The organism is Streptacidiphilus sp. PB12-B1b, from assembly GCF_014084125.1.
Classification (GTDB): domain Bacteria; phylum Actinomycetota; class Actinomycetes; order Streptomycetales; family Streptomycetaceae; genus Streptacidiphilus.
Genome location: NZ_CP048405.1, coordinates 3,697,431 through 3,714,976, shown reverse-complemented (window position 1 = coordinate 3,714,976; position 17,546 = coordinate 3,697,431). Strand labels below are relative to the sequence as shown.

The window sequence follows — 17,546 nt, the reverse complement described above, 5'->3', positions numbered from 1 at the left end:
GCTCAGCCGCGTTCGGGCCCGGTCGGCGCGGGGCCGTCAGGGGGTGGCCACCTCGATCCACACCGACTTGCCGGTGGCCCGCAGCTCGCTCCCCCAGGCGTCGGAGAGCCGGGCGATGATGTGCAGGCCGTGGCCGCCGGGGCGGGATGCCTGGTAGGGCGTGCGCGGGACGGGCTGCTGCAGGCTGTCGTCGCTGACCTCCACCCGCAGCCGCTCCTTGGTGCCGTGCAGCAGCAGCTCCACCGCTCCGCCGGCGTGCAGATTGGCGTTGGTGACCAGTTCGGAGACCAGGAGCAGGACGTCCTCGGCCACCTCCTGCTGCTCGTCGGTCACACCGGGCAGCCAACTCCAGTCGTGCAGCGCCTGCCGGGTGAAGTCACGGCTGCGACCCACCGCGCCCTTGGTGCCGATCAGGGCCAGGCGCCGGATCTGGCCGCCTTCGGGGAGTCCGCCCAGCGGCGGGCGCGTGTCGGGCATGCTCATCGCGACTCACTTCACTGAGGGTCCGGCAGCGACATATGCATCGCCAGTCACAGATCGCCTGCCCGGAATCGGACAGCGGATACCAGAAAGCTGGGTGCCGTTCACGGCGCGTCCAAAGCCGCCGTGACGTCGGGGTGCAGCCGGAACACGGTGTCGGCGCCGGTGATGCCGAACATCCGGGCGGTGGCGGTCGGCACGGCGGCCAGGCGGATCTCCACGCCCAGGCCCTCGGCCCGCAGCCTGGCCGCCAGCAGCGCGTTCAGGCCGGTCGAGTCGCAGAACGACATGCCGTGGCAGTCGACGACGACCGCGGTCACCCCGTCCCCGTCCATCGCCGCGTTCAGTTCCGCGCTGAGTGCGGGGGCCGAGTCGAGGTCCAGCTCGCCCACCACGGCCACCACGACGGCGCCGCCGGTGCGGCGGCTGCCGACGGTGAAGCCACTGGTGGCGGGGGGCTCCGCCGCGGCGCTTGCACGGTTCATGTCCATCCTTCTGCGTACTCTTCCGGCTGACGCCACAACAGGTGCCGCTGGGCGGCGGGGTTCATGCCCGGGGGCGGGGTCTCACTGGTCCACGAGCAGGTGCGCCCGCAGCGTGCCGACCGCCCGGGCGAGCAGTCGGGAGACCTGCATCTGCGAGATGCCCAGCTCGGCGCCGATCTGCGACTGGGTGAGCTCCGCGCCGAAGCGCAGCGACAGGATCGTCCGCTCGCGCTGCGACAGCAGGGCCATCAGCGGCTTGAGCGACTCCAGGTTCTCGATGCCCTCCATGCCCGGGTCCACAGCCCCGACCCGGTCGGCGATGGAGGCGCCGGTCTCGCTGTCGTCGTCGCCCGGCTGGGCGTCCAGCGAGCTGACCGAGTAGCCGTTGGCGGCGACCAGGCCCTCGCTGACCTCCTCCACCGTCAGGTTCAGGTGCGCGGCCAGCTCGGCGGTGCTGGGGGCGCGGTCCAGCCGGTGCGACAGCTCGTCGGTGGCCCGTGCCAGCGCCAGCCGCAGCTCCTGCAACCGGCGGGGCACGTGCACGGCCCAGCTGGTGTCCCGGAAGAAGCGCTTGATCTCGCCGGTGATGGTGGGCAGCGCGAAGGTGGTGAACTCGATCTCGCGCTCCGGGTCGAACCGGTCGATGGCCTTGATCAGGCCGATCGTGCCGACCTGGACGATGTCCTCCATCGGCTCGCTGCGGTTGCGGAACCGCCCGGCCGCGAAGCGCACCAGCGTGAGGTTCAGCTCCACCAGGGTGTTGCGCACGTACTGGTACTCGTGCGTCCCCTCCTCCAGCGCCGCCATCCGCGCGAACAGCACCTTGGACATCGCCCGGGCGTCCGCCGGGCCGACCGTACGCGGATCGACTGTGCGCGGATCGACGGAGCAGGAGTGGGTAGGCGATGGGTCGGTGGACGGTGTCAGCGGGGCGCCCTCGACCGGCGGGACGTCGTGCGACGCGACTGCGGGGACGCAGTGCATGTCGTTCCTCCTCGTGCCGGGTTCCGGGTGCCGGGGTGACACCGCTACGGGCGTCGTTTACCCCTGTTCCGACGCTCCATGCTACCCAGTCGCGGGGGAATTACGGCAGCCGGGTGATCAACCGGAGTCGCGTCCGCGCGGTTCGACGCCAATGGCGGCCTGTTCCCAACGGCCGGTGCGGAGCAGCTCGCGCCATTCGTCCACGCTCCAGCGGCCGGGCAGGGTCGTCCCGGTGAAGTCCTCGACCAGGGCCAGGAAGCGGCCGGGGTCGGCGTGGAAGGGGAAGTGCCCGGCGCCCTCGAAGATCTCCAGCCGGCTGTCGGGCAGGGCCGCGTGCGCGGCGTGGGCGTGTCCGACCGGCAGCACGCTGTCACGGGAGCCCCAGACCAGCAGGGTGGGCACGTCGTGCAGCAGGTAGCAGCGGTCGAGCATGCTGACGACCTGGCCGTGCCAGTCGACCACGGCCCGCAGGGTGCGCACGAAGGCGTTGCGGGAGGTGGCGTCGGGCAGCGCGTCCACCAGGTTCATCAGATCGGGGGCGTCCTGGCCGAGGTCGGTCCCGAGCAGGCTCATGGCCTGCACGAACACATGGGTCTGCAACCGCATGGTGGGCAGTTTCAGCGCCGACAGCAGCAGGTCCGCCCCGGGCAGGGAGGCGGCGCGCAGGGCGGGGGTGACCTCGGTGCCCACGCCGCCGGTGCTGACCAGCACCAGTCTCTCGGTACGTTCGGGGTACTGGTAGGCGAACTGCATCGCCACGCCTCCGCCGAACGAGTGACCGACCAGCGTGGCCTGGTCCACGCCGAGGACGCTGAGCAGGTCGCGCAGGCCGTTGGCGTAGGCGGCGACCGAGTAGTCGGCGCGGGGCTTGTCGGAGGCGCCGTGGCCGAGCAGGTCGGGGGCGATGACGGTGTGGTGCCGGGCCAGGGCGGGGATCAGCCGGGCCCAGGTGGCCGAGGAGTCGCCGATGCCGTGGATGAGCACCAGCGCGGGGCCGCTCCCGGCGATCCGGTAGGCCCGGCGGTAGCCGTGCAGCACCCGGTAGTGGAGGTCGACGTCGTCCTCGGCGACGGGGCGGAGCTGAACAGCCATGGTCGAGCCTCCCTGCTGCTGGCCCTGGTCGGGCACTGGCCGACGCCTTACCGCCTTCCTTCCCCGTTCTTGCCCGCTTTCCTGTCCTGATTCGAGATTAGGACCCCGGCCGGGCAGCGCGCCCGGTCGCGTGCTTGGGAGCGGGCACCCGGGGCAGGTGACCCGGGAACGCAGGAAGGACGGTGGACGCCATGACACCAGCAGCGGGCGCGGGCCCCGGGCAGCAGGCCGCCGAGGCCCCGGCGACGACGGAGACCACGGGGACGACGCGGGCGACCGAGGCGGCCGAGGCCGCGGAGTCCGTCGAGCCGGACGACCATCTGCGCCACATCATCTGCATGACCTGCTTTCCGGCCTTCGACGGCGCCCGGCAGGCCCCGCACGACGCGGTCTGCGTCTGCGGCAGGCGCATCCGCAAGGGCGACCGGCGCAATCCGGCCGACACCGCGCAGTGCATCCTGTGCAACGAGCTGTGGCGGCACCACAAGGCGACCGCCCACCCGTAGCCGCCGGGCCCCGGCCCCGCCCCGGGCCTCAGGCGCTGGGGCGGGTCGGCGGGGTGGCGGTGTCCAGGAAGAAGGCGTCGATGTTCTGCACGGCGTGGACGAAGTCGTCCAGGTTCACCGGCTTGGTGATGTAGGCGTTGCTGTGGCTGCGGTAGGCCCCGGAGACGTCGTCGGGCGCGTTGGAGGTGGTCAGCACGACGACCGGGATGACCTTCAGCTCGTCGTCGTTCTTCAGCACGTCCAGCAGTTCGCGGCCGCCCATGCGCGGCATGTTGAGGTCCAGGACGATGAGGTCGGGCCGGGGCAGGGCCGGGTCGCGCAGCCGCTCCAGGGCGGCGACGCCGTCGGACACCTGGGTGATGCTGCGTGCCGCGCCCCGGTGCAGCAGCGCCTCCTCGATGAGCATCGCGTCGGCGAGGTCGTCCTCGACCAGCAGGATGTCGAAGGGGCGGGGGGCTGCCAGTGCGGCCATCAGTGGCTCCGGTCCGTCGTCGGGAGGTGGTCTCGGGTGTCGTCGGGCTGGGCGGCGGCGACCAGGCCCGGCCAGCGGCGGCGGGCGCCCTGGCGGCTCATGTTGCAGGCCGCGCCGAGCTGCGGGTAGCCCGCCCCCTCGCGCGCCGCCAGGCCGGCCGCCTGGTCCTTCTGCCGTTCCACGGCGTGCTGCAGGTGGACCAGGGCGTGCAGGACCGCCAGTGCGTCCCGCTCGGGGGCGTCGCCCGGCTCCGCCTGCGGATCGCCCATGGGACGGAAGGCACGCTGTGCCAGGCGCTGCGCCAGGTCGGCGACGGCCGCGTCGGCGATCGCCGCGATCTCGCTCTCCGGCAGCACGACGTCGAACCGATTGCTGGGCATACGTGTCAGTCTAGGGCTGTAGGCTGACCCCGACAACAACTGTTGTCATGGGTCAACAACGGCCCGATCGGTCTACGAGGCGAAAGGGCGTCAATCCGCTGGTCGCAGGCGACCGTTTCGGCGGTCCTCGACCATGGCATACGCTGCCGTAGATCGTCCCGGAAGCAGCAGGCCGTTCCCGGGAAGCCCCTAGCCTTAAGGAGCCCGTCGTGGCTGATCAGGAAGAGTGCGCGCGACTGGTGCGACTGCTGACCGTCGAGGGTGAGGACCTGGCCTCGGGCTGGGTCTCGTCGGTCGCAGCCACCCTGCACGGCCGGGCGAGCCGGGTCGAGATCGAGAGCGAGCTGCGCGAACTGTACGCGGCCCTGGTGGCGGCGCTGGGCAAGGGCAGCCTGGACGCCCGCGGCGAGTCCTTCGGCGAGGTGCGTGCGCTGCTGTCGGAGCTGTCCCGGGCCAAGGCCAAGCAGGGCTTCACCCCGACCGAGACCGCCATCAGCGTCTTCGAGCTGAAGGCCGCCCTGGAGCCGCTGCTCACCGACTCCCCGGACCCGGCCGACATCCGCGCCTACGTACAGCTGGGCCGCCTGCTGGACGCCCTGGGGCTGTTCACGGTGGAGACCCACACCCGCGCCCGGGAGGAGCTGATCAGCGCCCAGGCCGAACAGCTGCTGGAGCTGTCGACGCCGGTGGTGAAGCTGTGGGACGGGGTGATCGGCGTCCCGCTGGTGGGCACCCTGGACTCGGCCCGCACCATGGTGGTGATGGAGAAGATGCTCCAGGCCCTCATCGACACCGGCTCCGAGCAGGCCATCATCGACATCACCGGCGTCCCCGCGGTGGACACCCAGGTCGCCCAGCACCTGCTCAAGACCGTCGTCGCGGCCCGGCTGATGGGCGCCGAGTGCACCATCTCCGGCATCCGCCCGCAGATCGCGCAGACCATCGTCGCCCTGGGCATCGACTTCGGCGACATCGCCACCAAGGCGACCCTCGCCGACGCCCTGCGCCACGCGCTGAAGCGGTCCGGCGTCGCCCTGGGCGGGCAGAGCCGATGAGCGAACGCGTACCGGTTCTGCAGATCGGCGATGTGCTGCTGGTGTCCATCCAGACCGACCTGGACGACGAGGCGGTGGTCAACCTGCAGGACGACCTGGCGGCCCGGGTGGTCGACTCCGAGGCCCGGGGCGTGGTGATCGACATCACCGCGGTGGAGATCGTGGACTCCTTCGTCGGGCGGATGCTGGCGACCATCGCCTCCATCTCCCGGCTGTTGGACGCGGAGACGGTGGTGGTGGGCATGCGCCCGGCCGTGGCGATCACCCTGGTGGAACTGGGCCTGTCGCTGGGCGGGGTCCGGACGGCACTCACGCTGGAGAAGGGGCTGCGGGCGCTGCAACGCTCCGTCGCCGGGCCCGCCGACGGCCCGGCAGATCCGACGGCGCCGTGACTCCCGGAGAGCAGCTGACCGAGGCCCCCATCGCGTCCAACGACGACGTGGTGCGGGTCCGCCAGGCGGTCCGCGCGCTGGCCCAGGAGTGCCGGCTCTCGCTGGTCGACCAGACCAAGCTGATCACCGCCGCCAGCGAGCTGGCCCGCAACACCCTGGTGCACGGCGGCGGCGGATCGATGGCCACCGCCCTGGTCGACAACGGCTCCCGCCGGGGCGTGCGCGTGGTCTTCCGGGACTCCGGGCCCGGCATCCCCGACATGGAGCTGGCCCTCACCGACGGCTGGACCTCGGGCAGCGGGCTGGGCCTCGGCCTGTCCGGCTCCCGCCGGCTGGTCGACGAGTTCGCCATCGACAGCGAGCCGGGCCGGGGCACCACCGTGACCATTGTCAAGTGGGCACGGTGACTCTCTCCCTGCTGGACTCAGAGGACGTCGCCTGGTTCCGTGAGCTCTCGGCCGCGCGCGGCGCGGCCGCCGCACTGGCCCGCCGGGTCGGGCTGGACGAGCAGCGCGCCGGGCAGGTCGCCCTGGCCGTCTCCGAGGCGGCCACCAACCTCGCCCGGCACGCGGTCGACGGGGCCATCCTGCTGCGCGCGGTGCGCGGCGCCGAGCAGGCGGGCGTGGAGTTCGTCGCGGTGGACTCCGGTCCGGGCATGTCCGACGTCCCGGACGCCATGCTGGACGGCAGCTCCTCCGCCGGAACCCTGGGCATCGGACTGGGGGCGATGGCCAGGCTGGCCGACGTCTTCGACATCCACTCCGTCCCCGGGCGCGGCACGGTGACGGCCGCCCGGTTCTGGCCGCGCAGCGCCGCCGAGCAGGCGCCGAGCGGGCGTCCGCAGTCCTACGGGACGGTGGTGGACGGGGTGATCCGGCCCATCAGCGGCGAGCAGCAGAGCGGCGACGCCTGGGCCGCCCGACTGGACTCGGGCGACACCGCCGCCGATCCCGGCCGCTCGGCCGGGGCCCCGGCGGAGCCGCGTCCGGCGGTGACCGACTGGAGCCTGCTCACCGGCGCCCGACCGACCCGGATCGCCGCCCCGGCCGCCCGGCCGGGCGGGGGCCCGGCGGTGCTGGTGATGATGTGCGACGGCCTCGGCCACGGCCCGCTCGCGGCCCGCGCCGCGGAGGCCGCCGTCCGCGCCTTCCGCGAGGGCCGCTCCACCATGCCCGAGCAGGCCATCCAGGAGATCCACCGCGCTCTGCGCGGCACCCGGGGCGCCGCCGTTGCCGTGGCCCGGATCGAGCCGGAGGCCAGGAGGGTGCTGTTCTGCGGGGTCGGCAACATCTCCGCCGCGCTGCTCGGCGAGGGCAGCCGGTCCAACCTGATGTCCCACCCGGGCATCGTCGGCCACCAGATGCGCAGCATGCGCACCTTCGAGCAGCCGCTGCCCCAGGGCGGCGCGCTGGTCATGCACTCGGACGGGCTGATCGAGCGCTGGAGCCAGGACAGCCTGCCCGGCCTGCTGCAGCACTCCCCCGTGGTCGTCGCCGGGCAGCTGCTGCGCGAGGCCGGCATCCGGCACGACGACGCGGGCGTGGTCGTGGCCAAGGGCGGCTGGTGATGGACGGCTCGGCGACCGGTGCCGGAGCGGAGCCGGAGTTCCTGCTGCGACTGGAGGTCTCCTTCGAGCAGGACGTCTTCACCCTGCGCCGGCAGGCCAAGGCGGCGGCCCAGGCCGCCGGGATGGAGACCCGCGACCAGGTCCGGCTGGCCACCGCCCTCAGCGAGCTGGGCCGGGACCTGCTCCGCGCCGACTCGCCGATGTCGGCGGAGTTCCTGCTGACCGGCGGCCAGGGGGCACTGGTGGTGGCGCTGGCCTGGCCGGGCGACCGGATGCCCAGCCAGGAGTCGCTGGATGCCGTCGCCCGGCTGCTCCCCCAGGTCGGCTGCGCCCCCGAGCGGGGCAGGCTGACCATCGCCTGCCCGCTGTCCCGCGAGCCCGGCGCCGGAGCGGGGCCGGTCCGGGCGGAGCGCATCCGGCAGGCGCTGCGCAGCGGCGCCGGGGCCAGCCTGACCGAGGATCTCCGCGCCCAGACCCGCGACCTGGTGGCCGCCCTGGACGAGTCCCGGCGGCAGGGCGAGGAACTGCAGCGGCTGAACGCGGAGCTCGAGGAGACCAACCAGGGGGTGGTGGCGCTCTACAGCGAGCTGACCGAGGAGCTGGAGACCACCAACCGGGGCGTGCTGGAGCTGTACGCGGAGCTGGACGAGAAGAGCCGGCAGCTGCGCGAGGCCAGCGAGTCCAAGACCCGGTTCTGGTCGAACGTCAGCCATGAGCTGCGCACCCCGATCAACTCGGTGATCGGCCTGACCAGGCTGATGCTCGACCCGGGCTCGGATCCGCTGACGGCGGAGCAGCAGCGGCAGGTGGCGCTGGTGGGCGCGGCCGGGAACATCCTGCTCACCCTGGTGGACGAGCTGCTGGACGTGGCCAAGGCGGAGGCCGGGCGGATGGAGCCGCAGCCGGTGCCGGTGGACCTGCGGGCGCTGCTGGTGCAGCTGCGCGGGATCATGACGGCCACCGCGGTGCAGCCGGGCGTCCGGCTGCTCTTCCCCGACCTGGACGCCCCGGGCAGCCCCGACCTGCCGGACCTGCCCGACCTGGTGACGGACGAGGTGATGCTCGCCCGGATCCTGCGCAACCTGCTGTCCAACGGCCTGAAGTTCACCTTGCGGGGCGAGGTCAGGCTGGACGTCCGGCGCGAGTCGGAGCAGTGGCTGACCTTCACCGTCACCGACACCGGGGTGGGCATCCCGGAGGACCAGCTGGAGAAGGTCTTCGAGGAGTTCTACCAGGTCAAGGGGGCGCACCAGCGCAACCGGCCGGGGACGGGCCTCGGCCTGCCGTACGCCCGGCGGCTGGCGGCGCTGATCGGCGGCACGCTGACCCTGGACAGCCGGCTGGGCGAGGGCACCCGGGTGGTGCTGCGGCTGCCGGTGGGCGAGCGGCCCGCGGCGGCCGACGACGCCGCCCCGCGCCCGCTGGCGTCGGTGCTGAGCGCCGACGACGACCCGGTCTTCCGGGAGGCGTTCCGCCCGGTGCTGAAGCGCCTGGCCGAGCGGGTCGTGGAGCTGGACGACGGCCGGCAGGTGGTGTCGTCGGCGCGGCGGGAGCAGCCCGAGGCCGTGCTGCTGGACCTCTGCATGCCCGGGGCCGACATCCGCTCGGTCCTCGACGGGCTGGCCGGCGACCCGGCGCTGCGGCACATCCCGGTGATCATCATCACCTCGACCGACCCGTCCTCGGTGGACCTGCGCGGGCTCGGCCACGCGCGGGCCGTGCTCGGCAAGGACGGACTGACCGCCGAAAGACTCGCCGACCTCGTCGCCGCCGCGACCGGGGAGAGGAAGCACCACCATGAGCACCCCTGAAGCCGCTGAGACCCCGGCCGTGCTGCTGGTGGTCGAGGACAACCCGGCCAACCGCTACGTGCTGTGCAGCTGGCTCAGGCGGGCCGGACACACCGTGATCGAGGCCGCCGACGGCGGCCAGGCGCTGGCCCTGCTCGACGCCGCCGACCCGGCCGACCTGCCGGAGCTGGCCGTGATCGACGTGCGGCTGCCCGACATCAGCGGCTACGAGGTCTGCGAGCACATCAAGGCCGCCCCGGCGACCGCGGCCATGCCGGTGATCCACGTCTCGGCCACCGCCATCGCCACCGGCGACCGCACCCAGGGGCTGTTCCGGGGCGCGGACGCCTACCTCACCGAGCCGATCGCCCCCAGCGAGCTGCTGGCCACCGTCACCGCCGCGCTGCGCTACGGCCGGGCGCGGGCCCAGGCCGAGCGCCTGGCCGAGCGGCTGACCACACTGAACCGGGCGACGCTGGAGGTGTACGGCGCGGCGGACAGCGAGGGCCTGGCGGAGGCCGCCGTGCGCGGGGCGGCCGCGCTGTTCCGCTCGGGCGCGGTGGTCCTCACCCAGGTGCCGCAGACCGACAGCGTCCGGCTGACGTACGCGGCCGGCGGCCGGGCCCCGGTCTCCTGCCCGGTCCCGGGCGGGCTGCTGCCGGAGCTGACCAGGATCGGCCTGGGCAGCCGGACCGGGGTGGAGATCAGCCGGGTGCCGGGCTCGCTGTGGCGCGAGCGGCTGCCCGACGGCCCGGCCGACCTGCCGCTGGACGGCGACACGGTGCTGGTGGCGGCGCGCACCAAGCGCGACCGGCCGGCCGTGTGCGTCGCGCTGGACGCGGGGGCGGTGCAGAGCGACGAGGACCGGATGCTGCTCACCCAGTTCGCACAGGCGTGCGCGCTGGCCCTGGAGGCGCTGCGCAGTTACAGCGAGGAGCACACGCTGGCACTGACCCTGCAGCGCTCGTTCCTGCCGGTGCGGCTGCCGCAGCTGCCCGGGATCGAACCGGCCGTGCGCTACGTCCCGGCCTCCACCCAGAACCGGGTCGGCGGCGACTTCTACGAGGCCCTGGCCACCGCTGACGGCTTCCTGGTGGCCGTCGGCGACATTGTCGGGCACTCGCTGCAGGCCGCCGTGGTCATGGGCGAGCTGCGGCACGCGCTGCGCGCCTACGCCGTCGAGGGCCACGATCCGCGGACGGTGCTGGAGCGCCTGGACGCGCTGCTGCTGCAGGAGTGGCCGGGCTGGACGGCGACGGTGTGCGTGGTGCTGGTCGCCCCCTACAACGCCAGCGTGACCATCGCCAACGCCGGGCACCTGCCGCCGCTGCTGCTGGGCCCGCCGGGGGAGGCGGCCTTCGCCGAGGAGCACGGCCCGCTGATCGGCATCGGCCGTCCGCAGCCCCCGGCGACCGTCCGCGAGATCGCCGACGGCACCCGGGTGCTGCTGGTCACCGACGGCCTGATCGAGACCAGGAACAGCGACATCACCGACCGCCTGCAGGCGCTGCGCAGCGCCGCCATGGCCGCGCCGGAGGCCCCGGACGCCCTGTGCGAGGCACTGCTGGCGGCCTTCGGCGCGGAGCAGGACGACGACATCGTCCTGCTCGCGGCCCGGGTGAACCGGCGGTGAGGCCGGGGCGGCGGAGGGTTGCCGGGACCGGTCTGCCGTCGCCGATATGCTGTGGGCCGTGTCATCGGCCCGGCGACGGCCCGTGCGGCGGACGGAGGAGGTCGGCGTGAGGAGTGCACGCACGGTGCCGACCCTGGACCCGGTCGAGGTGGGGGACCACGTCTGCTGGCTGGTCGGCCCCGGCGACGACTTCACCGGCACGGCCCGGGCCTTCCTCTCCGACGGCGCGCTGTTCGGCGACAAGGTGCTGGTGGTCGGCGCGCCCGGGAGCCGCTGGCTGCAGCAGGGCACCGCCCAGGGGCTGGTGCTCGATCCCGACCTGGGCCGCGCCGAGGGCGGCTGCTGGGATCCGGAGGCCATGCTCGGCGCCGTCCGCCGGGAGGCCGACACCGCCACCCGGGAGGGCTTCCGCGCGCTGCGGGTGCTGGCCCGGATGGACCGGGTGTGGCCCGGCGGGGCCAGCCCGGCCGAGGTGGCCCGGCACGAGCTGGGCCTGGACGCCCTGGTCGCCGAGGGCGGGGCGCTGGTCGTCTGCGCCTACCACCGGCAGAGCTTCCCGGGCGCGGCGCTGGATCAGTCCGTGGGCGTACATCCGCATACTGTGGGCATGAGGCCGGTGATGCCGGATTTTCGGATGTTCAGCGCTGAACCGGACTGCTGGAGCGTGAGCGGCGTGGTGGACAGCGACGGGGCCGCGACCTTCCGCACGGCTGTCAGCGGGCTGCTGTCCCGCTCCACGACCGTGCGGCTGCGCTGTGACGGACTGGAGCTGATGGACGCCGCCGGCATGCAGGCCCTGGCCGAGGCCGCGGCCGCCTTCCCCGGCCGCAGGATCGTGGTGGAGGGAGCGAACGAGACGGTGCGCCGCTGCTGGACGCTGCTCGGCTTCGACGCCCCGCAGATCCCGGTGGAGCTGACGCCATGAGCGACACCGTCGGCCCCGCCGGCGCCGGGACGGACTCCGGCGACGGCTTCCGCCACGAGCTGTACCCGTACGCCGGGGAGGCCGAGTTCCTCTCCGGGGCGCTGTCCTTCATCGACGACGCCCGGGCCGGGCGGGAGCTGGTGCTGGTCGCGGTCGCCGACTCCAAGGAGCAGATGCTCCGCGCCGAGCTGGAGGGCAGCGGCGCGGCGGACAGCGTCTCCTTCATGGACACCACCGCGCTGGGCCGCAACCCCGCGCGGCTGATCCCGGCCTGGCAGGACTGGATCGCCAAGCGCGCCACCGAGGGCCACCAGGTCCGCGGGATCAGCGAGTCGTCCTGGGCCGACCGGAGCACCGCCGAGGCCGGTGAGCTGCACTACCACGAGTGGCTGCTGAACCTCGCCTTCGCCCGCTCACCGGCCTGGTGGCTGCTGTGCCCGTACGACACCGCCGCGCTGGAGCCGACCGTGCTGGAGGCGGCCGAGCGCTGCCACCCGCTGCTGCTGAGCGCCGGGAACCACGGTCCGAGCAGCGGTTTCGTGGACGAGCCGTACGCCTTCGCGGAGCTGGGATCGCCCTGCGACCCCTTGCAGGAGCTGGACTTCCGTCGCGGTGAGCTGGCGGCGGTGCGGGCCCGGGTCACGGCCTGCGCCACCGAGCACGGGCTGGAGGGCGCGCGGCTGCGGGAGCTGCTGATCGCCGTGACCGAGGTAGCCTCCAACAGCATCAAGTACGGCGGCGGCCGGGGCTCGCTCCGGGTCTGGGCCGAGGAGACCAGCCTGGTCTGCGAGTTCCGCGACTCCGGCCACCTGGAGGACCCGCTGATCGGGCGGATCCGGCCGACCGTGGACCAGATCGGCGGCCGGGGCATGTGGCTGGTCCAGCAGCTGTGCGACCTGGTGCAGATCCGCTCCACGGCGGAGACCGGGACCGTGGTCCGACTGCACGTCGCCCTGGGCTGACAGCCCCGGCCGGCTCCCTCGACCGGCTCTCCCCCGGCGGGTCAGCGCACGGTGCCGGAGGTGCCGGAGTCCGCCCCGGCCGCCGGGCCGGTGCCCGGCTCGGCCGCGACGGTACCCGGACCGGCGGCGTCGGCCACCGGCGCCGCAGCCGCGGCAGCCGCGCGGCGGCGGTGGAACAGCACTGCTCCCCCGGCGGCCACCAGGCAGGCCAGCCCGCCGACGGCGATGCCGGTGCGCGGATCGGACTGCGCGATGATCCAGCCGACCAGCGGTCCGCCGATCGGGGTGGTGCCCTGGAAGGCGACCTGCCACAGCGCGACCACCCGGCCGCGCATGTCCGGGCGGGCCGACAGCTGGATGGTGGAGTTGCCGATGGCGATGAACGACACGCTGGCCCAGCCGACGAACAGCAGCCCCACGCAGGCCAGCGCGAACGCCGGGGCGTAGGCGCTGAGCAGCATGGCGATGCCGAAGCCGGTCGCGGCGACGACCATGGACCGCAGCCCGGTGCGTCCGCGCGCGGCGGTGAACAGCCCGCCGATCACCGCGCCGACGCCGGTCGCGGCGGTCATGAAGCCGTACGCCTCCGAGCCGCTGTGGAAGGTGTGCGCGGCGAAGACCGGCAGCGTGACCTGGAACTCGTACGCCAGCAGGCCGACCAGGGCCATCATCGCCAGCGGCACGGCGATGGTGGGCACGCCCGCGGCGTACGCCAGCCCCTGCCGCAGCTGGTGCGGGGCCCGGGGCGCGGGCGGGCTGGGGCGCAGCGCGGAGCGGTCCAGCAGCAGCAGCGAGGCGACCACGGCGACGTAGCTGGCCGCGTTCAGCAGGAAGCAGATGCCGATGCCGACGGTGGCGATCAGGACGCCGCCGACGCCGGGGCCGATCGCCCGGGCGGCGTTGACCGTCACCGAGTTCAGGGTGATCGCGTTGCGCAGCTCGCCCTTGCCGACCATCTCCTGGACGAAGGACTGCCGGGCGGAGTTCTCGAAGGCGTTGTTCAGCCCGAGCAGTACCGCCAGCACGCAGACCTGCCAGAAGCGCACCGCGCCGAAGACCGTCAGCAGCCCCAGCACCAGCGCCTGGACGCCCATGGCGATCTGCAGGCCGACCATCAGCCGCCGCTTGTCGGAGCGGTCGGCGATCACGCCGCCGTACGGGCCCAGCAGCAGCACCGGCAGGGTCTGCAGGGCGACGGTCAGGCCCAGGTAGGTGCTGGAGTGGGTGAGCGTCAGCACCAGCCACGACTGGGCCGCCATCTGCATCCAGGTGCCGATGAGCGACACCGACTGCCCGAGGAAGTACCTGCGGTAGTTCGGGACCTTGAGCGAGGAGAACGTCACCCGCCAGAAACCACCGGACTGCCGATCCACTGCCACCGTTCCTCCGGACGCGAGGCGGCGCCGCCTGCTGCGACCGCCGCCTGGCACAGCCTAGCGAGATGATCACCGCGTCGCCGGTCAGGGTGGCCGGAACGGCGGCGCCCGGCTCCGGCGCAGAGCTCCGGCTCGGGGTTTCGGCTCAGCGCGGGTTCAGGGCGCGGCGACCTCGACCCAGACCGTCTTGCCGCCCGGGCCGGGCGCGAAGCCCCAGTCGGTGCCGAGCCGGGCGACGATGTGCAGTCCGTGGCCGCCGGGCCGGGCGGCCTCGTGCCAGGGCCGGGGGCGGGGCGCGGGCGGCACCGGGCTGGCGTCGGACACCTCGATCCGGAGCCGGTCACCGCTGCACCGCAGCACCAGCCCGGTGGGGCGACCGGCGTGCAGGCAGGCATTGGTGACCAGCTCGGAGACCAGCAGCAGCACGTCCTCCGCCACCTCGCACTGCTCACGGGAGCCGCCCGGCAGCCACTGCCAGTCGGCCAGGGCGTCCCGGGTGAAGGCGCGGCTGCGCCGCACCGCGCCCTGGGCCCCGGGCAGCAGCAGCCGCCGGATCTGGCCGCCCGGGGGCAGCCCGGGCCGCAGCGCGGTCGAACCCGGGGGCATCGACTCAAGCATCATTACCACGGCTCACCTCTCCGAGGACTGGGGATCACGACTGGGGGGACGTCAGCTGTCAGGGGGCGAAGGCTCACTCCTCCACGAGCAGCTGGCTGCGCAGCCGGCCCAGTGCCCGCGACAGCAGCCGGGAGACGTGCATCTGCGAGATGCCCAGCTCGGCGCCGATCTGCGACTGGGTGAGCTCGGCGCCGAAGCGCAGCGAGATGATGGCGCGCTCGCGCTCGGGCAGCAGGGCCATCAGCGGCTTGAGCGACTCCAGGTTCTCGATGCCCTCCATGCCCGGGTCCACAGCGCCGACCCGGTCGGCGATGGAGGCGCCGGTCTCGCTGTCGTCGTCACCGGGCTGGGCGTCCAGCGAGCTGACCGAGTAGCCGTTGGCGGCGACCAGGCCCTCGCTGACCTCCTCCACCGTCAGGTTCAGGTGCGCGGCCAGCTCGGCCGCGGTCGGGGCCCGGTCCAGCGTCTGCGACAGCTCGTCGGTGGCCCGGGCCAGGGCGAGCCGCAGCTCCTGCAGTCGGCGCGGCACGTGCACCGCCCAGCTGGTGTCACGGAAGAAGCGCTTCATCTCGCCGATGATGGTCGGCAGCGCGAAGGTCGGGAACTCGATGCCGCGCTCCAGGTCGAACCGGTCGATGGCCTTGATCAGGCCGATCGTGCCGACCTGGACGATGTCCTCCATCGGCTCGCTGCGGTTGCGGAACCGCCCGGCCGCGAAGCGCACCAGGGTCAGGTTCATCTCCACCAGGGTGTTGCGCACGTACTGGTACTCGTGCGTCCCCTCCTCCAGCGCCGCCATCCGCGCGAACAGCACCTTGGACATCGCCCGGGCGTCCGCCGGGCCGACTGCGGACGCCGTAGAGGTCTCGGGCAGCGGCGGCACCCATGCTTCCCCGGTCTCCTGGTGCGCCTCGGTACCGGTTCCGGTACCGGCCTCGGCGGCCGTCGACACGGCAAATGCGGTGCTGGTCATCGCGTTCCTCCCTGGCGGCGGACCGGCACCCGTTGACCTCGGTGCCGCTCCGCGCAACTCGACGTTCTGAACTCCGACGCCGCGTCTACCCCCGCTTCCCGGATCCATTCACTCCGATCTCAATCTGTTTTCGGTGCTGTTTTCGGGGCGTCCGCCGGGCCGTCCCGCCCGGCCCGGCGACGGCGCAGCACCCGGCGGGTGACCAGCACCGCGACGCCCGCGACGAGCAGCGCCAGGACGTAGAACTGGTAGCGGATGACCTCGGTGTAGACCGCGCCGATGTGGGTTCCGGTGGAGTAGCCGAGCCCGGCCCACACCCCCACCCAGAGCACCGCCCCGGCGACGTTGTAGGCGGCGAAGCGGTGCCAGCGCATGCCGGTGATCCCGGCCAGGGCCCCGCTGGTCTGCCGCAGCCCGTCGATGAACCGGGAGAACAGGACGACCTTGCCGCCGTTGCGGGTGAAGAACGCCTCCACCGAGGCGAAGCGGTCCGGCGGGAGCAGCACGTAGCGGCCGTAGCGGTGGATGAAGGCCCGGCCGCCGGTGCGGCCGATCACGTAGCCGAGGGTGTCGCCGACCACCGCGCCCAGGACGGCCACCGCCACCACCGCGGCCAGGTTCAGGCTGCCGGCTCCGGCATAGACGGCGGCGGCGATCAGCAGGGTCTGGCCGGGCACCGGGACCAGACAGTTGTCCAGCAGCACCAGCAGGAACACCGCCGCGTATCCGTAGTGCTCCAGCAGCGGTGCCAGCCGGGCCAGCGCACCGGGCAACTCGGGCGTCATCGCCCCTCCTCCGCCGGGTACCGTCCACCTACCCGCGTCCCCCGGCCGCAACCGGCTCGGGAGGCGCGCCGGATCGGCTGCCCCGCGGAGGCATTCCCGGCTGTTCCGCGGCTAGACGACTCTTATGAAGGCCACACCGAACCACACCCACGGCACCCAGGTCATCGGCGCGCGGTCACGGACGGAGGTGGAACGCTCCCTGGACTCACTGCACGGCACGGTGGGCTCGCACCAGACCCAGACCCAGTTCTACCGGGGCATGGAGAGCGGGCTGCTCTGGGCCCTGGGCCGGGCCGAATCCGCGCCGATCACCGGCGCGCGCGGCGCCCGCGAGCCCGGCATGGGCGCCATCACCGCCGAGGTGGACGCCGCTACCGTCCAGTTGGAGAACCAGACGCTGCGCACGGTGGCCCGCGACTACGTCCAGGGGGCGCACGACGCGCTGGTTTGGATCTGCGGCTACAGCAACGACCAGCCCTGAGCGCCCGTCGGCCGTGAATGCCGGCCGGTCCGGGCGCGGGCCGGTCAGCGGGCCGGGGCGTCCGCCGGGACGGTGAGCAGCAGCCCGTGGTCCGGGCCGCGCAGCTCTATCCGCGCGGGCGGCTGCTTGGAGCGGGCCGCGAAGTGCGAGCAGATGGCGGCCATGGCGTCGGGCAGGGCGGCCTCGGTGTCCGAGGACACCGGCCCCTCCTGCAGCCAGTGCAGGCACAGCACCCAGCCGTCGGCCTGGTCGGCCGTCTGCGGCCGGGTGGCCTCCGCGGTGACGGCGATGCCGTCGAGGGCGGCCAGTACGGCCGCCATGTCGTCCCGGTCCATGCGCCCCGGGTCGCGTTCCACCAGTGCCTCGGTCATGCGGCACGCCTGCCCCGTCCCACGGACCCCACACGCAGCAACCGGCGACGGCCAGCCGACCGGCAGCGGACGCGGCCCGGCACCTCGCCCGGCACTCCCCAGTTGCCGCCGCGCTGCCTGGAGCCGGCCCGGCGCAGTCGGCAGGATCCGGAGTGGTCCCTGGAGGAGGTCCCGCCCCGATCGGACGCTCCGTGACCGCCGAGGCCCGATTGGAGAGTC

The 17,546-nt window shown here is 73.5% G+C and carries 21 protein-coding genes; 10 read left to right on the top strand and 11 right to left on the bottom strand.

Annotated features, from left to right (window positions below; translation table 11 throughout):
• Positions 1 to 36 precede the first annotated feature (36 nt).
• The 4 genes from GXW83_RS16600 to GXW83_RS16585 all read right to left on the bottom strand — a co-directional run bounded on the left by GXW83_RS16600 (position 37) and on the right by GXW83_RS16585 (position 3,041).
• Entirely contained in the window at positions 37 to 477 is a 441-nt protein-coding gene (locus tag GXW83_RS16600) for an ATP-binding protein (RefSeq protein WP_182443835.1), read from the bottom strand.
• Between the two features lie 107 nt (positions 478 to 584).
• Entirely contained in the window at positions 585 to 965 is a 381-nt protein-coding gene (locus GXW83_RS16595; protein ID WP_182443834.1) for an STAS domain-containing protein, read from the bottom strand.
• An 81-nt stretch (positions 966 to 1,046) separates the two neighbouring features.
• Complete coding sequence (locus GXW83_RS16590) at positions 1,047 to 1,949, bottom strand: RNA polymerase sigma factor SigF (protein ID WP_182443833.1); 903 nt, start codon at positions 1,947 to 1,949, stop codon at positions 1,047 to 1,049.
• A gap of 117 nt (positions 1,950 to 2,066) precedes the next feature.
• Positions 2,067 to 3,041, bottom strand: a complete 975-nt coding sequence (locus GXW83_RS16585; protein ID WP_182443832.1) for an alpha/beta fold hydrolase — start codon at positions 3,039 to 3,041, stop codon at positions 2,067 to 2,069.
• 191 nt (positions 3,042 to 3,232) lie between these two features.
• Between GXW83_RS16585 and GXW83_RS16580 the strand changes: the two genes are divergently transcribed.
• A complete protein-coding gene (locus tag GXW83_RS16580) occupies positions 3,233 to 3,547 on the top strand; it encodes a hypothetical protein (RefSeq protein ID WP_182443831.1) in 315 nt (104 codons plus the stop codon).
• Between the two features lie 28 nt (positions 3,548 to 3,575).
• On the opposite strand, the gene GXW83_RS16575 is transcribed toward GXW83_RS16580, so the two are convergent.
• Together GXW83_RS16575 and GXW83_RS16570 are read right to left on the bottom strand one after the other, a co-directional pair.
• Positions 3,576 to 4,019 carry a response regulator gene (locus tag GXW83_RS16575; protein ID WP_182443830.1) on the bottom strand — a complete coding sequence of 148 codons (444 nt, stop codon included), beginning with the start codon at positions 4,017 to 4,019 and terminating at the stop codon, positions 3,576 to 3,578.
• Entirely contained in the window at positions 4,019 to 4,399 is a 381-nt protein-coding gene (locus tag GXW83_RS16570; RefSeq protein ID WP_182443829.1) for a hypothetical protein, read from the bottom strand. Before GXW83_RS16570 ends, GXW83_RS16575 begins: the two co-directional genes overlap by 1 nt.
• Before the next feature lie 209 nt (positions 4,400 to 4,608).
• On the opposite strand from GXW83_RS16570, the gene GXW83_RS16565 reads away from it, so the two are divergent.
• The 8 genes from GXW83_RS16565 (at position 4,609) to GXW83_RS16530 (ending at position 12,723) form a co-directional block, all read left to right on the top strand.
• Positions 4,609 to 5,454, top strand: a complete 846-nt coding sequence (locus tag GXW83_RS16565) for an STAS domain-containing protein (protein ID WP_182443828.1) — start codon at positions 4,609 to 4,611, stop codon at positions 5,452 to 5,454.
• Entirely contained in the window at positions 5,451 to 5,846 is a 396-nt protein-coding gene (locus tag GXW83_RS16560) for an STAS domain-containing protein (RefSeq protein ID WP_182443827.1), read from the top strand. Before GXW83_RS16565 ends, GXW83_RS16560 begins: the two co-directional genes overlap by 4 nt.
• Positions 5,843 to 6,253 (top strand): anti-sigma regulatory factor, encoded by a 411-nt coding sequence (locus tag GXW83_RS16555; RefSeq protein WP_182443826.1) that lies wholly within the window; start codon positions 5,843 to 5,845, stop codon positions 6,251 to 6,253. The genes GXW83_RS16560 and GXW83_RS16555 overlap by 4 nt, the downstream gene beginning before the upstream one ends.
• A complete protein-coding gene (locus tag GXW83_RS16550) occupies positions 6,241 to 7,413 on the top strand; it encodes an ATP-binding SpoIIE family protein phosphatase (RefSeq protein ID WP_182443825.1) in 1,173 nt (390 codons plus the stop codon). Before GXW83_RS16555 ends, GXW83_RS16550 begins: the two co-directional genes overlap by 13 nt.
• On the top strand, positions 7,413 to 9,224 hold the full coding sequence (locus tag GXW83_RS16545) for an ATP-binding protein (protein ID WP_182443824.1): 1,812 nt from the start codon (positions 7,413 to 7,415) through the stop codon (positions 9,222 to 9,224). Before GXW83_RS16550 ends, GXW83_RS16545 begins: the two co-directional genes overlap by 1 nt.
• Entirely contained in the window at positions 9,211 to 10,836 is a 1,626-nt protein-coding gene (locus GXW83_RS16540; protein ID WP_182443823.1) for a fused response regulator/phosphatase, read from the top strand. The genes GXW83_RS16545 and GXW83_RS16540 overlap by 14 nt, the downstream gene beginning before the upstream one ends.
• Before the next feature lie 106 nt (positions 10,837 to 10,942).
• Positions 10,943 to 11,761, top strand: coding sequence for an MEDS domain-containing protein (locus GXW83_RS16535; protein WP_182443822.1), 819 nt, complete (start codon positions 10,943 to 10,945; stop codon positions 11,759 to 11,761).
• Positions 11,758 to 12,723: a sensor histidine kinase gene (locus tag GXW83_RS16530; protein WP_182443821.1), complete on the top strand. Its 966-nt coding sequence runs from the start codon at positions 11,758 to 11,760 to the stop codon at positions 12,721 to 12,723. Before GXW83_RS16535 ends, GXW83_RS16530 begins: the two co-directional genes overlap by 4 nt.
• A gap of 41 nt (positions 12,724 to 12,764) precedes the next feature.
• Here the strand turns inward: GXW83_RS16530 and GXW83_RS16525 are convergent, their stop codons facing one another.
• The 4 genes from GXW83_RS16525 to GXW83_RS16510 all read right to left on the bottom strand — a co-directional run bounded on the left by GXW83_RS16525 (position 12,765) and on the right by GXW83_RS16510 (position 16,475).
• Complete coding sequence (locus GXW83_RS16525) at positions 12,765 to 14,096, bottom strand: MFS transporter (protein WP_182443820.1); 1,332 nt, start codon at positions 14,094 to 14,096, stop codon at positions 12,765 to 12,767.
• A gap of 159 nt (positions 14,097 to 14,255) precedes the next feature.
• Positions 14,256 to 14,705 carry an ATP-binding protein gene (locus tag GXW83_RS16520; RefSeq protein WP_225447037.1) on the bottom strand — a complete coding sequence of 150 codons (450 nt, stop codon included), beginning with the start codon at positions 14,703 to 14,705 and terminating at the stop codon, positions 14,256 to 14,258.
• An 85-nt stretch (positions 14,706 to 14,790) separates the two neighbouring features.
• On the bottom strand, positions 14,791 to 15,690 hold the full coding sequence (locus GXW83_RS16515; protein WP_182443818.1) for an RNA polymerase sigma factor SigF: 900 nt from the start codon (positions 15,688 to 15,690) through the stop codon (positions 14,791 to 14,793).
• A gap of 119 nt (positions 15,691 to 15,809) precedes the next feature.
• Positions 15,810 to 16,475, bottom strand: coding sequence for a DedA family protein (locus tag GXW83_RS16510; protein WP_182443817.1), 666 nt, complete (start codon positions 16,473 to 16,475; stop codon positions 15,810 to 15,812).
• Between the two features lie 124 nt (positions 16,476 to 16,599).
• Here GXW83_RS16510 and GXW83_RS16505 point away from each other — a divergent pair, with 124 nt between their 5' ends.
• On the top strand, positions 16,600 to 16,956 hold the full coding sequence (locus GXW83_RS16505; protein WP_182443816.1) for a hypothetical protein: 357 nt from the start codon (positions 16,600 to 16,602) through the stop codon (positions 16,954 to 16,956).
• A gap of 44 nt (positions 16,957 to 17,000) precedes the next feature.
• On the opposite strand, the gene GXW83_RS16500 is transcribed toward GXW83_RS16505, so the two are convergent.
• Positions 17,001 to 17,327: a hypothetical protein gene (locus tag GXW83_RS16500; RefSeq protein WP_182443815.1), complete on the bottom strand. Its 327-nt coding sequence runs from the start codon at positions 17,325 to 17,327 to the stop codon at positions 17,001 to 17,003.
• Positions 17,328 to 17,546 lie beyond the last annotated feature (219 nt).